This is a genomic window from Streptomyces sp. NPDC058877, from assembly GCF_042742855.1.
Classification (GTDB): Bacteria; Actinomycetota; Actinomycetes; order Streptomycetales; family Streptomycetaceae; genus Streptomyces.
This window is the reverse complement of record NZ_JBHYMF010000033.1, coordinates 38,328-52,479: the sequence shown is the minus strand read 5'-3', so window position 1 is coordinate 52,479 and position 14,152 is coordinate 38,328. Positions and strand designations below refer to the sequence as shown.

General features: G+C 68.7%; 17 protein-coding genes and 1 tRNA gene. 16 read left to right on the top strand and 2 right to left on the bottom strand.

Annotated features, from left to right (window positions below):
- On the bottom strand, window positions 1-1,416 hold a 1,416-nt coding region (xerC, locus tag ACFW2Y_RS11040), incomplete at its 3' end, for a tyrosine recombinase XerC (protein ID WP_384876461.1).
- 165 nt (window positions 1,417-1,581) lie between these two features.
- Here xerC and ACFW2Y_RS11035 point away from each other — a divergent pair.
- The 16 genes from ACFW2Y_RS11035 to ACFW2Y_RS10960 all read left to right on the top strand — a co-directional run bounded on the left by ACFW2Y_RS11035 (window position 1,582) and on the right by ACFW2Y_RS10960 (window position 12,845).
- Window positions 1,582-1,779 (top strand): DNA-binding protein, encoded by a 198-nt coding sequence (locus ACFW2Y_RS11035; RefSeq protein ID WP_384876459.1) that lies wholly within the window; start codon window positions 1,582-1,584, stop codon window positions 1,777-1,779.
- 385 nt (window positions 1,780-2,164) lie between these two features.
- Window positions 2,165-3,004, top strand: a complete 840-nt coding sequence (locus tag ACFW2Y_RS11030) for a hypothetical protein (RefSeq protein WP_384876457.1) — start codon at window positions 2,165-2,167, stop codon at window positions 3,002-3,004.
- A 352-nt stretch (window positions 3,005-3,356) separates the two neighbouring features.
- Entirely contained in the window at window positions 3,357-4,277 is a 921-nt protein-coding gene (locus ACFW2Y_RS11025) for a recombinase family protein (protein ID WP_384876455.1), read from the top strand.
- Window positions 4,278-4,497: 220 nt separating this feature from the next.
- Window positions 4,498-4,662: a hypothetical protein gene (locus ACFW2Y_RS11020; protein ID WP_384876453.1), complete on the top strand. Its 165-nt coding sequence runs from the start codon at window positions 4,498-4,500 to the stop codon at window positions 4,660-4,662.
- A 232-nt stretch (window positions 4,663-4,894) separates the two neighbouring features.
- Window positions 4,895-5,923 (top strand): ParB/RepB/Spo0J family partition protein, encoded by a 1,029-nt coding sequence (locus tag ACFW2Y_RS11015; RefSeq protein WP_384876451.1) that lies wholly within the window; start codon window positions 4,895-4,897, stop codon window positions 5,921-5,923.
- Window positions 5,924-6,147: 224 nt separating this feature from the next.
- A complete protein-coding gene (locus ACFW2Y_RS11010) occupies window positions 6,148-6,507 on the top strand; it encodes a hypothetical protein (RefSeq protein ID WP_384876449.1) in 360 nt (119 codons plus the stop codon).
- 9 nt (window positions 6,508-6,516) lie between these two features.
- Window positions 6,517-6,927, top strand: a complete 411-nt coding sequence (locus ACFW2Y_RS11005; RefSeq protein WP_384876447.1) for a hypothetical protein — start codon at window positions 6,517-6,519, stop codon at window positions 6,925-6,927.
- A 333-nt stretch (window positions 6,928-7,260) separates the two neighbouring features.
- Window positions 7,261-7,332: transfer RNA gene (locus tag ACFW2Y_RS11000), tRNA-Gly, on the top strand.
- Window positions 7,333-7,497: 165 nt separating this feature from the next.
- Complete coding sequence (locus ACFW2Y_RS10995; RefSeq protein WP_384876445.1) at window positions 7,498-8,841, top strand: hypothetical protein; 1,344 nt, start codon at window positions 7,498-7,500, stop codon at window positions 8,839-8,841.
- On the top strand, window positions 8,838-9,746 hold the full coding sequence (locus ACFW2Y_RS10990; protein WP_384876443.1) for a ParB/Srx family N-terminal domain-containing protein: 909 nt from the start codon (window positions 8,838-8,840) through the stop codon (window positions 9,744-9,746). Before ACFW2Y_RS10995 ends, ACFW2Y_RS10990 begins: the two co-directional genes overlap by 4 nt.
- Window positions 9,743-9,964, top strand: a complete 222-nt coding sequence (locus ACFW2Y_RS10985; RefSeq protein WP_384876441.1) for a hypothetical protein — start codon at window positions 9,743-9,745, stop codon at window positions 9,962-9,964. Before ACFW2Y_RS10990 ends, ACFW2Y_RS10985 begins: the two co-directional genes overlap by 4 nt.
- Window positions 9,961-10,407 carry a VRR-NUC domain-containing protein gene (locus ACFW2Y_RS10980; protein WP_384876439.1) on the top strand — a complete coding sequence of 149 codons (447 nt, stop codon included), beginning with the start codon at window positions 9,961-9,963 and terminating at the stop codon, window positions 10,405-10,407. The genes ACFW2Y_RS10985 and ACFW2Y_RS10980 overlap by 4 nt, the downstream gene beginning before the upstream one ends.
- Entirely contained in the window at window positions 10,404-10,607 is a 204-nt protein-coding gene (locus ACFW2Y_RS10975; protein WP_384876437.1) for a hypothetical protein, read from the top strand. The genes ACFW2Y_RS10980 and ACFW2Y_RS10975 overlap by 4 nt, the downstream gene beginning before the upstream one ends.
- Window positions 10,604-10,786 (top strand): hypothetical protein, encoded by a 183-nt coding sequence (locus ACFW2Y_RS10970; RefSeq protein WP_384876435.1) that lies wholly within the window; start codon window positions 10,604-10,606, stop codon window positions 10,784-10,786. Before ACFW2Y_RS10975 ends, ACFW2Y_RS10970 begins: the two co-directional genes overlap by 4 nt.
- A gap of 62 nt (window positions 10,787-10,848) precedes the next feature.
- Window positions 10,849-11,391, top strand: coding sequence for a hypothetical protein (locus ACFW2Y_RS10965; protein WP_384876433.1), 543 nt, complete (start codon window positions 10,849-10,851; stop codon window positions 11,389-11,391).
- The gene (locus ACFW2Y_RS10960; protein ID WP_384876431.1) at window positions 11,388-12,845 is read left to right on the top strand and encodes a terminase large subunit domain-containing protein; all 1,458 of its coding nucleotides are present in this window, start codon (window positions 11,388-11,390) and stop codon (window positions 12,843-12,845) included. The genes ACFW2Y_RS10965 and ACFW2Y_RS10960 overlap by 4 nt, the downstream gene beginning before the upstream one ends.
- A 17-nt stretch (window positions 12,846-12,862) precedes the next feature.
- On the opposite strand, the gene ACFW2Y_RS10955 is transcribed toward ACFW2Y_RS10960, so the two are convergent.
- On the bottom strand, window positions 12,863-14,083 hold the full coding sequence (locus ACFW2Y_RS10955; RefSeq protein ID WP_384876429.1) for a DUF6236 family protein: 1,221 nt from the start codon (window positions 14,081-14,083) through the stop codon (window positions 12,863-12,865).
- Window positions 14,084-14,152: the final 69 nt, after the last annotated feature.

Genomic DNA, 14,152 nt, shown 5'->3' with positions numbered 1-14,152 from the left:
CCCGTTACCGAGAGATCGGTACGGCGGGTTCGGCGAGCGGTCCGGGGAAACGGACCGGGAGCAATCCCGGCACCGCGCCCCGGGCCGACTCAACAGCCGGACGGGCGGCAGGCCGGCGTCCTTGGCGAGGCGCCGGAAGCGGCGGCTGATCCACTCGGGGTGGTAGGTGGAGCCGTCGTCCTCCGTCGTGAAGACGCGCCCGGTCTCGACCCACTTCCCCTGCGCGGTGAGAGCCTCCCGCTCCCGGTCCTGCGCGACCTTCCACTCCCGGAGAAGGGTGAGGGTCGTCTCGTCGAGGACGATGGTGCGCTCGCTGTCGGCCTTGGGGGTGTCGGAGTACGGCTCGTACGAGACGGCCACGATCTGCTCGGTGATGTTGATGAAGCCCTGATCGAGGTCGACCTCCGTCCAGGGGATGGCGGTCGCCTCGCCGCGCCGAAGACCCCGGAAGGTGATCAGGTGCCACAGCGGGAAGAGCCGGTCCTCGGCGACGTGGTCGAGGAAGCGGCCGACCTGCTCGGGCGTCCACACCATGACGGGGGAGGGGACGACTCCGGTGCGCCGCCACTCGGCAACGCGGGCGTCGGTCCACATCAGCGCCTTGGGCCGCTTACGGGACGGCATCGAGACGAGCTGCGCCCAGTTGGTGGTGATGAGCCGCTGGCGTACGGCGTCGGTGAGCGCGCTGGAGAGGGTGGCGCGGATGCGGTGCTGGGTGGCGACGTTGGTGTCCCTTCGGTGTGAGGTGCCCTTCCGCGCTTCGCGCAGCTCGGCGTTGGCGCGGTGCCACTCGGCCTTGAGGCGGGCGCGGAAGGCGCGGATCTCGGCGCGCTTGCGTACGCCGCCGTGCGGCTGTGGCGCTGCCTTCCAGCGGGTGTGGGCCTCGTCGCGCAGGACCTGGAGCTGGAGGACGCGCAGTCGGTCCGCCTGGCGCCGCTCGTTGGCCTCGCGGATCGCCTGGAACATGGCGTCGATGTGGTGGGCGCGGAGCTCGGTGAGCTTGATCCCGCCGAGGTGGGGGACCAGGTGGTTCTCGATGTGCCCGAGGTAGCTGGTGCGGGTGGACCGCTTGAGGCCGGCCTGCGCCTGGTGCCAGCGGCGGAGGTACTGCTCGACGGTCTCCTTCGAGTTGACGTCGATGCCCTCGTTCGTCGCCTCGTTGTAGAGGCGCATGCCCTCGTTCTTCGCGTCCGTCTTGGTGGAGAAGCCACCGCGACGCACCTTCTCGGCGTCCTTCCCGGGCCTCGGAATGGAGAAGTAGAAGTACCAGGAGCCGTGCGTGGACTGCTTCAGCTTCGGGCAACTGTCGCCGACGTCGCCGATGACCGGGTTGCCGTCCGCGTCGACGACGGGGTTGCCCTTGCGGTCGACGCGTGGACCGGTGCAGTAACAGCGCTTGTACGTGGTGACGCTCATGGATGCGTCGAGCCCCCTTCTCATGCCAAAAAGTGCCGGAGCCTAACTGCCTTGTCCGCGCGGTGCCAGGGACTTTAGGCTCCGGCCGGAGCGTGCGGGGGAGATGAGGAGCACCTCTATGCGGGTTCAGGCCACGGGCATTTCGGACCGATCGGCGGTGAACCGATGACACGCGACGAACTTCTGTCACTTCCCGTGACGGTCGACGTCGAGACCGCCGGCCGAGCCTTCGGCGTCGGTCGGACTGTGGCGTACCGGATGGTGCGCGACGGCGACTTCCCGGTACCGGTCCTGCGCGTCGGCAACAAGCTGCGCGTGCGCACGGCGGAGTTGTGGCGGGAGTTGGGGATGCGACCGGAGTAGCGAATGGCCTGATCGCCCGTCAGCTGCTTCGAGCGCGATCGCTGACGGGCGATGGCAGGGGGACGACGGCGGACGTGCTTGAGCAGCTGTCTGAGCTGAAGGACTTCGAGCCGAGGTGGAGGACGTCCTATGCGAGTCCTCTTGGAGCCGTAGTCAAGGCAGGCTCGTTCCGTCATGGAAACAGCCAACTCCTTGCCGTGGCTGTGCTCTTCACAGGCGCCGGTACGATCCTTTGAACATGGACACGACCGTAGGCGCGAGACTGCGCAGACCACACCGCGAACACTGGCTCACCGGTAGCTGGTGACCGCGTATGCTCATACGCCACCCCTTACGTGCATGGCGTCGGCTGCGCTCCGAGCGCGCAGACGCCATGGTCGACGCCATGCAGGACAATCTGCACGCCCTGGGCTTCCGATGGCTCACGCTGCCATTGCATTTGCGTGCTGCCCTGCGCCACTACCACCTGTGGGAGGGGCGAGCGCTGGCTCAGCGATTTGCTCTGGCCGCCCTGGCCTACGGACTCGCCATGATGATCACGGCTAAGTACGTCGACGGTAGGCCGCTCGCCCCAGTAGCGGGCGTACTGTTCTTCTGGCTGCCTCTGTACTCGCTGATCCCCCTCATCGGGGCACGACGCCAGGTGCGCCACTTCCAACTGGTGGCAGCCTGCGCCGGAGCGATCGCGGCCTGTGCCAGTGTCGCCGCAGCAGCAGGAGGCAGCAACCGACCTCAAGCGCTCCGAGCTGCCTCGGTTTCCATCCGCTCGGTTGAGCGGGCTGTCTTCCGCGCACGTCGCACGCAGCGGACCGTGGCGTTTGGGCGCCGGTCGAGGAAGGCCGCGCTGCGCCGACATGCTGGCCAGGTCGCTGCTGAGCTGCGAGCGGCCGAGGCCCGGATAGATTGCGCCCACCAAGCGGCAGCCCTGGAAGATCTAGCGGGACTTCTTGTGCGCATAGCCGCCAGTGGTGCCACATGCCGTATCGGCGCGCTCCTGCCCGAGAGCATCACAGAGCAGCACAAGCCGGTCCGCGACTTCGAGCTCGTGCGGCTCGCGGCAGCGACTCTGATGGTTCTGGGGGCGGCTGTCGCGGTTGCACTATGGGAAGTACCCGACGCCGCGGCCTGGGCTGTGATCGCTGGAGTGGGACTTCTCTCGGCAATCGTGGCCTTCGGCGCCAACTGGCGACGGTTTGTTTCCGTGATTGAGATCTTCCGGCCGTAGCTGGTCCGTCGTTGGCGGTCTCGGCGTGCCCCTGAGCCGTCAGGGCCCCACACGCCGCTGCCCCGCGCTGCGAGCCGTGGTGCCTCAGTCCGCTGTTCCCTGACGCAGCCACGCTGACCATGCTCGTCCGGGCTGGTTTGCAGACCAGCCCGTCGCTGGTCAGTGACCTGCGGGTTATCTGGCCAGATTGACCGGCACCGGTTGCAGGCTGGCTACAGGTTGACATACTGCGCACTGCACATTGAATTTAAGCAGGCAGCCCATCGGTGGCGCAGCTCACATGTCGGGCTGACAGTGCTGCGCCTTCGCATACCGTATGGGCTACACCGGGGGATATGGGGCTGGAGAGGGCATGAGGGCATACGGCCACGAGACGGACGGGGTGACTGCCGTCCCCGAGGAGGCCGCGCACTTGGTGGCGGCGGCCAGGCGCCTCCTCGAAGAGAAGAAGACGCTCGCGGAGACCGCGGAGTGGATGACGGAGAACGCGGGGCCAACGGTCTCCGGGAAGCCGTGGGCGCCGACCACGCTACGGCGCCGACTTCAGAACCCGGCGATCGCCGGCCTCAGGGAGAACGCGGAGGGAGAGCTGGTCCCGGGGCCGGCGGCGCCATTGGTCGACCGCGAGACGTTTGATGCACTGCGCGAGCTGTTCCAGGAGAACAAGAAGGGGCAGGGCACCAAGCCGAAGCACGTCCACTACCTGTCGGGCGGTGCGGGAACCTGCGGGTTGTGCAAGAAGCCTCTCGTGTCCCGGTCTACAGCGAACGGCGGGCGGGGGTATGTCTGCGAGACCGAGGGCTGCGGGAAGGTGCGGATCTCCGCCGAGCCGCTGGACGAGTACGTCGGGGAACGGGTTGTCGCCCGCCTGGCGAGCCCGGCACAGCTCAAGCGCCTGGCGGCGATCCGTGACCGGTTCGCTGCCGAGGCCCAGGAGGCGGAGCGATTCCTCAAGGGGCTGCCGAAGCACAAGGAGGAGCTAGCGGCGGCGTACGGAGCTAGGGATCTGACGCTGGGGGAGTTCAAGGCGGCGAAGGCGGCCTTGGAGGAGAAGCGAGCAGGGGCGATGGCGGTAGCGCGTCGGGGCAAGGCTCTTGAGGAGCTGCCAGAGCTGACCCCCGAGGGCGTCGAGACCTGGTGGAACGAGATCGCGGGACGCGAGCAGCGACGGAACCTCGTCCAGCTAGTCGTACGGGAGGTCCGGGTCGGACCGGCGACCGTGCGGGGCTCGCGACGGTTCGACGAGTCGCGCTTCGAAATTAGCTGGCGCTGAGGTCGCGCTTTGGGATCGGATCACAGTGTCTGAACCTGCTGGACCAACCCGCTATTGTTCGCACATTTGTTTGCACTGACGGGTAACCCCGCATACGCTGGCGATCTCGCTCTCCGTGGACCGACTCGTCACCCCTCGTGGTGCGCCTTGTTGGCGTCCCGCGGAGGGTGAACAGGGGGTGCGGCAGGAGTACGCCTGCGCCATGGCTCAGGGGAGGAGCATGAACCGGCGCGACTCGTCGCGGGCGGTCGGCGGAACCGACTGGGGCGAGGGGGATCGACTCGCGGATGCGGAGTCACTTGGGGAGAGTGGCTGGCTCGACGAGGAGATCCTCAAGGTACTGATGGGGGCGGACGTGGAGGTTGATCCCGAAGGTGTGGGGTGAACATGTGTCGAGGAAGAGTAGGGATGTCTAGGTAACTACGCCGAGGTTCGAGCCCCGGTCGCCCCGTTGCGGGCGGTCGGGGCTCCTGCGTACCCGGTCTCGCGTGATCGCCGCACTCCCGTCGATCAAGTATCAAAAATACTTGACGGTCAAGATTGCTTGATCATAGTATTTAGTCATCACCTCACAGGAACCCATCCTGCGAGAAACGAGACTGCGAGGAGTCGGCGACATGAGCGTCAACGAGGCGAACATCCAGGTCATCGCGATCCCGCTCGCGGAGATCGAGCCCAACCCGGACCAGCCCCGCAAGTTCTTCGACGGGGCCAAGCTGGAGGAGCTGGCGGCCCAGTTCCGGACGGTCGGCCAGCTCCAGCCGATCGTGGTCCGCCCGGCCGGCGACAAGTTCCAGATCGTGATGGGCGAGCGTCGCTGGCGGGCCATGCACCTGGTCGAGGGCGCCGCCACCATCGAGGCGAAGGTCGTCGCCAGCGTGGACGACGAGAACGCGTTCATCATGGGCATCTCGGAGAACATTGGCCGCGCGGATATGACCCTCATGGAGGAGGCGCAGGCGTACGCGGACCTGGTCGGGTTCGGCTACCAGGCCGAGCGCATCGCGGAGATGTTCGGCAAGACCGTCGACTACGTGAAGTGGCGGATGGACCTGCTCAATCTCACCACCGACATCGCGGAGCTCGTCGCCGAGGGCAAGATCAAGGCCGACTTCGCCTGGTACCTGTCGAAGCTCACGCCGGCAAACCAGAAGGTGGCCGTCACCCGGTACATGAAGGGCGACTTCAGGACCGAGACCGATGCCTCCACCTTCGCGCAGGCCCTGCGGATGAAGGAGAACCAGGAGGGCTTCTTCTCCGAGAAGGAGCTGTCGGAGAAGGAGAAGGAGGACAAGGTCAAGGAGCGCAATCAGGCCAAGTCCAAGGTGGACCAGGTCGAGCGCGCCGGGACGCTGCTGGACGAGCTGGCGAAGCTCACGCCGTCGGAGCTGGCCGAGCTGTTCGAGGGCGAGGTCGGCAAGCATCTCGACGCGGTGGAGCGGGTGCGCAAGGCGGCGGCCGAGGCGGTGAAGAAGCTGCGGAAGGCGAAGGCGATGTCCGAGGCGAAGCAGCTGACGGTCCGGCCGGAGCTGGAGGTCGAGCCCGACGCGGAGGAGGCCGAGGGCGAGGAGGAGCCGGGCGAGGTCGAGATCGCCGAGGTCGCCGCCGAGGAGCCCGACGAGGCGGAGCTCGCGGCCGCCGCGTGAGCTGCTGGATGAGCGTGCGACAGCCGGGACCCGGGCGAGTCCCGGCTGTTTCGCGTTCAGGGGGGTGGGGTGGTCGTGGGGTGAGGGTGGGGCGCCCCGGCAACCCCTGAAGATAAAAGAATATTGGCGAGCGCGGCTGATTGAAGATAGAATGTTATTGACGAGACTTTGGTTACGTCGCCCTGTTCGAATCGGAAGCGAAAGAAGACGAGATGCCAGTTGGCTTGAGTGAGGATGGAGAGCTCCCGCCCGAGCGCGCCGCGGCGCTGCTCTCATCGGGTGTGGTTGCTCCCGGCGTGGCCTGGGTGGCGGCCGCCCTCGCCGCCGAGATCCCGTGCCGAGTGTGCGGCCGGCGGTTGGTGGTGAACCCGGTGCGCGGCGCGGACGGTGGAACGGTCGCGGTGGACGGCGAGGGTCGCCTCGTGTTCGGCTCCGGCAGCGTCTCGCGGGACGCGCTCGGCGTGCGGCTCTGCGACGACTGCTACGAGCTGGCCGGGTGGGAGAACACCCATAGCGACGAGGGCCACGAGGAAGGGCCGGACCCGGACTGTCCGCTCTGCGGTGGCGCTACGGAATCGGCATGAAGGAGAGGGATGTTCGAGCTGTTCACGCATAGGTACCAGGGCTTCGAGTCGTCGATGGGTGTGCCGGTGCGCATCACCCTGGGGGCGCCGCGGTGGACCCTGCCGTACGCGCTGGAGCACCAGGTCCGGGAGGCCGCGCCGAGCCGTGATTACTTCGGCGCCGCGCGACCGGTGTACGAGGCGGCGTACCTCACCCAACTCGACCGGCGCGGCGTGGACTTCTTCGCCGCCCGGTTCCAGGAGATCGCGGTCGCGGCCGGCGATCTGCGGCTGGTGCTGCTGTGCTTCGAGGATCTGTCCAAGCCGGACCAGTGGTGTCACCGGCGGATGTTCGCCGCATGGTGGCAGGAGAAGACCGGCGCCAAGGTCAGGGAACTCGGCCCACTCGGGCCCGGGTATGAGCAGGGGACCCTGCTGTGAGCGGGAAGCGAAGGCCCAACTGGGTGGAGATGAGCCGGGAGGACTTCGAGGCTCCGCCTCGGTCGAAGCAGGCCGTGCCGGGCCAGATGGAGCTGTTCAGTCCCGGGTCGGCAAGGGTGAAGGTGAAGCGGGTCATCCCTGAGGCGTGTCCCATGGGTACGCCGAGCCTGCTGGACCTCCTCCCGCCGGAGCGATGACGGCCGCCGTATCGGACTGTTAGGGCCTGGTGAATGTAGAGGGTGCGGCAACGCACCCTCTACATGTGTTGTGACAATGCTCGGTCTGATACGGTTCGAATGTGGGCGGGATGATCTTCCTGATCAGCCCCGCCACGCGTCGGTGGTGCACCTGGCAGCACGCCCCGCCCCCGGTGGGGAGGAGCCCGTTCGAGTCGGGCCCGGCGCTCGAGGACGCGTCCGCGCAGGTATGTGGTGCGGAGCCGACCAGCCAAGGAACCATCCCTCCAGGCGTCCCCCGCGCCTCCTGGTTCCCCGGCGGTCCGGCACGGCAGGTCAGCCCCCTGCCCCTCCGGACCCGCGTCCTTCCCATCAAGTCCGCGCAGGGGAGGCAGTGTTGTTCCACGGCTCGATCCCCGCGGACCTCCGCGCGATCATCCACGAGCACGCCACCACCTGGCGGGGGCAGGCCGAGGACATCTACGTCGGCTGCTCCGGCAACTTCACGATCGAACGCGTCCTGCACGACTCCGGCTTCCGGCTCCACGGCTGCGACGTACAGCTGTACTCGTCCGCGATCGGCTGGTACCTCGCCGGGCAGGAGCTGCCCATCACGATCCGCCCCGAGTCGGCGGACGAACTCGACTGGCTGGCCCCGTACATGGACGGCCGCGCCGGCACCCTCGCCGTCGTACTCCTCGGCTCACGCTTCTTCCAGTGGCTCGGGCGCGGCGACCACCCGTACTACGGCCGGATGCTGGCCGCGTACCGGCAACAGTTCCCCGAACTGCACGCGAAGACCGTGGCGAAGATCGAGGCGCTGCCGCTGCGGCTCGCCTCGTACGCGCCGATGGACGTGAACCAGTGGCTCGCCGAACAGGTCCCGGCCGACGCCCCGGTCGTCGCCTTCCCGCCGTTCTATGCGGGCGACTACGAGGGCCAGTTCGCCGCGCTCGACAAGCACCTGGACTGGCCGGCGCCCGATTACCCGACCCTCGACGACGCGGCGAAGCAGACCCTCATCGAGCGCATCACCGACCGCCCGCGCTGGGTGCTCGGCCTGCACTTCGAGGTCGAGGAGCTGCGCGACCACCTGCGCGGTCAGGTGCAGACCGCCAACCGGGGCCTGCCGATCAACGTCTACTCCTCGGTGCCGCGCTCGCGGATCGTCCGCCCGAATCAGCGCCTTGAGCCCGTACGCGCGCCCCGCCTCGTACCGGGCCGCGAGCTCGGCAAGACGCTGACTCTCGCCCCGCTGACCATGGGGCAGTTCGCCACCCTTCGCTCGCAGTACATGAACCACAACATCCGCCCGGGGACGCCGACGATGGCGCTCGCCGTCCTGGTCGACGGGGTCGTGGTCGGCGCGGTCGCGTTCTCGACGCCGAAGTTCGACCCGCACAACGTGTACCTGCTGTCGGACTTCGCGGTGGCGCCCACGTCATACGGGCGGCTGGCGAAGCTCGTGCTGTACGCGGCGCTGTCCACGGAGGCGCAGTTCCTCGCCCAGCGCGCAATGAACACCCGCCTGACCCGGCTGAACACGACGGCGTTCACGCAGCGGCCGGTGTCGATGAAATACCGCGGGCTGCTGCGCCTGAACTCCCGCAAGGACTCCACCGATCCCGCCTACCGCCACCAGCTCGACTACGGCTCCGAGCTGGGCCGTTGGTCGCTGGCTGAAGGGTTTGCGCAGTGGAGGAGCAAGCACGGACAGATGGAGGGGGAGACCCGTTGAGCGAGCCGCCACTCAAGCCCCGCATGGTCGAGGGCGACCCGCGCGAGCTGACGCTGCTGGACGTCAACGCGCGCTTCATGCGACACGAGCAGTTCCAGCGCCTGGTCACGAACATTCGGGACGACGGCGCACTGACCTCCACCCCGCTGGTGTGGAACGACGCGGCGACCGGCCGGCGGATCGTGCTGTCCGGCAACCACCGCACCAAGGCGGCGATCGAGGCCGGCCTGGAGCGGATCTGGTGGATGGAGATCGCCGAACCACTCCCGCGGCAGCGGCAGATCGCACTCCAACTCGCCCACAACGCGATCACCGGCGAGGACGACCCGGCCACGCTGAAGGCGCTGTACGAGGAGCTGGAAGACGTCTCCATGCGCCTGTACTCCGGCCTGGACGACAAGACCCTCGAACTCCTCGACGAGGTCACCGTCCCGAGCCTCGCCGAGGCGAACCTGGACTTCGCGACCGTACAGATCGTGTTCCTGCCGGACGAGAAGGAGGCCGCGGAGAAGGCGTTGGAGGCCGCCCGGAAGGCGGCGTCCGCCGACGCCCGCTGGCTGGCCTGCATCGAGCAGTACGAGAAGGTGCTGGACACGCTCGACACGACGAAGGGCGCGCACAACATCGGCAACGTCGCCGCCGCGTTCGCGATCATCCTCGCGGTCGTGGAGCGGCATCTCGGCGAGCTCGCCGACGGCTGGTACGACCCTGAGGAGCAGGCCGCCATCCGTAAGGGCAGTGCCCCCATCGAGACGGTGCTCGCCACCCGCACCATGCCAGCCGACGCCGCGGCCGTCGTGCAGCGGGCCATCGACCGGATGGAGCGTGACGGGGATATCGAGGGCGGTCAGCGGTGGCGTGCCCTGGAGCTGTGGGCCGCCGACTACCTCGCAGGTGCGGCATGAGCTTCTCTGATGCGCGGCCCGGACAGGTGTGGGCCGACAACGACCGGCGCTCGGCCGGCCGCACCGTACGCGTCGACGAGGTCGACACCCGGTACGCGTACTGCACCGTGCTCACCGCCTCCACGCCCGGCGGCCGAACTGGGCAGCGCACCCGCATCGCCCTGGAGCGGATGCGGCCGACGAGCACCGGCTACCGGCTTCTGGACGGTGCGCTGTGACCGCCGAGCTGTACCGCCGACTGCTCACCGAACGGTATGGCCCCCTCGATCGACTGGAGGCCGAGCGCTTCCCGGTGGCCGCCGACCGCACGGAGTGGACGACCGGCGCGAGCGAGGAACAGTGGCGCCGCCAGGTCCGCGAGATCGCCACCCGCTACGGCTGGAGGCTCCAGTACCACACGGCGGACTCCCGACGCTCGGACGCGGGCTGGCCCGACGAGGTCTTCGGGCACATCAGGCAGCGCCGCACGCTGTTCGTCGAGTTCAAGACCGACGCCGGCCGGATTCGTCCCGCCCAGCGCGAGTGGCTCGCCCACCTGGCCGACAGCGGCTTCGAGGTCGCCGTCTGGCGGCCCTGCGACCTGCAGACCGTACTGCGCGTACTCGGCCCCGAACGGCAGCGCGCCACCCTCCCGACGAACTTCCGGAGGCCCACCTCATGAGCAGCCCACACGTCGACGACCCGAACCGCCTCCACGCCGAGATCCACCACCTGACCACCGTCCACCGCACGGCCGCCGGCCTGGCCCGCGCGCTGACCGAGCACCTCGCGGACGAACCGTTCCGCCTCGCCGACCAGCTCGCCCGCCTCCTCGACGGCGAACTCGAACCCGACGACGTAGACGAAGGGACCGCACAGTGAACCTGGCCAAGGACTCCTCCTCCTGGGAGCGCACGGTGTCCGTCACCCCGCTTCCCGCCCCCGTTCGCCGCAAGGCCGCCCTCCAGGTCGCCGCCCGAGCCGACAGCCGGGACGCGTGCGTGGACCTGCTGAAGCACCTCGGGCTCCTCGACCCCCACCTGCGCACCGCAGCGAGCTGAGCAGAAACGTCCCCGCATTGCAGCGGCAGGAGGACAGACACAGGTAGGAGCACGTCGACGGGATGGCGGACAGCGCCGAGGCATGGGAGCGGCGGCCGGGCGAATCGGCCGCCGCGTGGGAGGCGTTTGCCTGCTACCGCGACCTCGGGCTGTCCCGCAGCATCGGCAAGGTCGCCGAGCGGCTGGCGAAGTCCCGCACCCTCATCGAGCGCTGGTCCACGGCCCACCGCTGGGTACAGCGCGCCGAGGCATGGGACCGCGAACAGGACCGGCTCTGGCGCGCCGAACGACACCAGGCGGCCCGCGAGGTCGCCCGCCGACACGCCCGCCTCGCGTCCGCCGCCCAGTCGAAGATCGTCGCCCAGCTCCAGCAGCTCGACCCCGCGCGCCTCAGCCCCTCGGACGTGATCCGTTGGCTGGAGGTCACGATCCGCATCGAGCGCCAGGCGTACGGCATGGACCTCGCCGACGCCCCTTCGACGTCCACCGGTCCGCAGACGGCGGACGTCACCGGCCTGACGGACGAGGAACGCCGCGCCCGCATGGAGCAGCTGCGCCGCGAACTAGAGGCCCGTATCGGCACCCTGGGCGGTGAGTCGTCGTGACCCTGGACCCGACGGGCCCGCTGCCGGACCCGACCGGCATGTCCGAAGCCGAGCTGCACGCCGAGATCACCGCCCTGATCGAGGCCGACGCCGCCTCGGCGCGCCGCTGGGCCTGCGACCGCCCCGTCTGCGACGGCCTGCCCCATGAGGGCTGGCTGCACCACCACGCCCGCGCCACTCAGCGCCTCCCGCAGGGGGACTGGGCGGCCTGGATGATGCTGACGGGCCGAGGCTGGGGGAAGACGAAGTCCGCCGCCGAGGCCGTACGCGAGTGGACGAGCACGCCGGGCACGATGATCGCGGTCGTCGCGAAGAACGCCACGCTCGTGAAGGAAATCTGCTTTGAGTCCCCCAAGTCCGGCCTCCTCGCGGTCATCCCGCCGGAGGACATCCGCCGCTACAGCCCCGGCAACGGCCTGACCACCCTCCGCATGAAGAATGGCTCCGCGATCTACGGTTTCGGCGCCGAGACCCCGGACAACCTGCGCGGCTTCGCCTTCGACAAGGGCTGGCTCGACGAGTACGCGGCCTGGAACCGGCACACAGCCCAGTCGGTGTACGACATGCTCTGGTTCTGCCTGCGCGAGGCCCCGTCCCCGCAGGTCGTCATCTCCACCACCCCCAAGCCGCTCCCGCACGTCAAGCGCCTCGTCGACCGCGGCCGCCGCCCCGGTTCCACCGTCGTCCTGACCACCGGCCGCACCGAGGACAACCGCGCTAACCTCTCGCCGGCCGCGCTCGCCGAACTCGACTCGGAGTACGGCGGCACCCGCCTGGGTCGCCAGGAACTCGACGGCGTCCTCCTGGAGGACGTGGAAGGCGCGCTGTGGAAGCAGTGGATGTTCGAGGTCGAGGGCTTCCGCGTCGCCCGTACCGCGGTCCCGCCGCTCGACCGCCTGGTCGTCGCCGTCGACCCAGCCGTCACCACCACCGACTCCGCCGACCTGACCGCCTTCACCGTGGCCGGCCGCTCCTACCCGCTGGAGCAGATGTACGGCGACCGGCGCCCCCGCGGCTACGTCCTCCACACCGAGCAGGACCGCCACACCCCGACCGCCGCGATGCGCCGAGCCGCCGCCCTCTACCACGAGCACCAGGCCGACTGCGTGGTCATCGAGGCCAACAACGGCGGCGACTACCTCCCCGCCCTCCTCGCCGAGGTCGACCCGACCGTCCCCTGCCGAGTCGTCCACGCCACCCGCGCCAAACGCGCCCGCGCGGCCCCGGTCGCGATGCTCTACGAACAATCCCGCATCACCCACGCGGGCCCGCCCCGCACGTTCTCCGCCCTGGAGGAGCAGATGACGACGTACGTCGGCGCCTCGGAGTCCGAGGAGAAGTCCCCGGACCTCCTGGACTCCTGCGTCTGGGCGCTGACGGATCTATTTCTCGACGCTTCGGCCGTACGGGTTCCCTCAGACTCCACCGACAGGCGGCTGTCCGGGCGCCGGTGACCGGTCCACCGGCGAGCTCAGATGGAGGTCCCAGCGAGCCTGCCGAAGCCGCGCAGCACACGGGTGTGGAGCTGCTGCGGTTGGAGGTCGCGCTCTGCCCGCAGCAAGAAGGCCGCGGGCGACGTACGCAGCTGCGCTTCCCGGGTCTTGCTGGCGCTGTGGCGCAGAGCCGCAAGCCCGAGGACTGCACCGCTCGCTGTAGCGAGTGGCTGGCCTGCCGGGATGCTGCCGAGGACGAGCGTGGTGGCGGTGCCCAGTTCGAACTTCGTGCTCATGGCGCTGAACGCGGTGGTGATCCCCAGCCCCTTCATGGCTTTGCGGAGCTCTTCAAGCGGGGTTTCGAAGGTCCGCGTCACTGTGAGGGCGAGGTGCTCCCGAAGCGCCTCCGGGTCCTCGATCGAGCCGAGGGACTCCCGGAAATTCGAGGCTGCGGTACTCACCGCGTCGGTGAACGCGTTGAACTCCGTGCGGTGGCGCTTCCGTAGCTGGACGATCTTCTCGACCGGTACGGCATCGAGGTCCTCCGGGACTACGAGACGGAGTGACATGAGGCCGATGGTCTGCTGCAGACCCTCTCCATGGGCGGGAGGGAGAACTTCGCCGAGGTCCAGCAGCGTCTGCGCGATGAGCTGAGCGTCCCATCTGTGGGCGCCGTGGGAGGTCGGTTGATCGGTCAAGGGGGTGAAGCGTGTGCGTCTGGCCAGCTCGTCGGTCAGGACACACTTGTAGACCCAGGCCAGCCTTGGCCGCATGGCGACCCAGCGAATGCCGTCTGTCCGGGCGATCCGCGTGCGTTCTGTGATGATCGCCAGGCCGAGCTCGACCAGCGCGTCCCGTAGCTCGGGGGCTATTTCGTCCTCGTGGAGTCCGGCGAGACCGAAGCGGGGGTTGAAGTGATCATGCGCCGCGAACTCCGGGTGTGCCGCTGGCTCGGTTGTAACTTGGAATCCGTTGGCCTCGGCCACATCCATGACGCCATGGATCGCCCGGAGGACCTCACCGTGCTCCCGTAGAAGGTCCAGGAAGAGCGGTGCGACTGCCGCTGCTGCCGCGCGGGGCGACCTGGCCGCAAGGAATCCGCCGAGCCCGTCGTTCAGAGCAGCGACTATGTCCGAGTCGGCAACCGGGTATCCATCCGGGACGACTCGGGCCAACTTCGGCCAGTACAGCGCAGTCAGCTTGAGCCATCGTTCGTCGCGGCAGTGGATGTACGGGTAGTACAGGCCGATCTGCTGCATGGTCCTTCTTTCCCCTCCTCGAATCCACCGTCCGGTCCCCAGCTCCGGCGGTGGGTGGTCAGGCCACCG

Coding starts and splice junctions, on each gene's coding strand:
- ACFW2Y_RS10965 (WP_384876433.1), top strand. CDS start 10,849: ATGGCGGACAGCGCCGAGGCATGGGAGCGGCGGCCGGGCGAATCGGCC.
- ACFW2Y_RS11005 (WP_384876447.1), top strand. CDS start 6,517: ATGTTCGAGCTGTTCACGCATAGGTACCAGGGCTTCGAGTCGTCGATG.
- ACFW2Y_RS11035 (WP_384876459.1), top strand. CDS start 1,582: ATGACACGCGACGAACTTCTGTCACTTCCCGTGACGGTCGACGTCGAG.
- ACFW2Y_RS11015 (WP_384876451.1), top strand. CDS start 4,895: ATGAGCGTCAACGAGGCGAACATCCAGGTCATCGCGATCCCGCTCGCG.
- ACFW2Y_RS11030 (WP_384876457.1), top strand. CDS start 2,165: ATGCAGGACAATCTGCACGCCCTGGGCTTCCGATGGCTCACGCTGCCA.
- ACFW2Y_RS11025 (WP_384876455.1), top strand. CDS start 3,357: ATGAGGGCATACGGCCACGAGACGGACGGGGTGACTGCCGTCCCCGAG.
- ACFW2Y_RS10975 (WP_384876437.1), top strand. CDS start 10,404: ATGAGCAGCCCACACGTCGACGACCCGAACCGCCTCCACGCCGAGATC.
- ACFW2Y_RS11020 (WP_384876453.1), top strand. CDS start 4,498: ATGAACCGGCGCGACTCGTCGCGGGCGGTCGGCGGAACCGACTGGGGC.
- ACFW2Y_RS10985 (WP_384876441.1), top strand. CDS start 9,743: ATGAGCTTCTCTGATGCGCGGCCCGGACAGGTGTGGGCCGACAACGAC.
- ACFW2Y_RS10955 (WP_384876429.1), bottom strand. CDS start 14,083: ATGCAGCAGATCGGCCTGTACTACCCGTACATCCACTGCCGCGACGAA.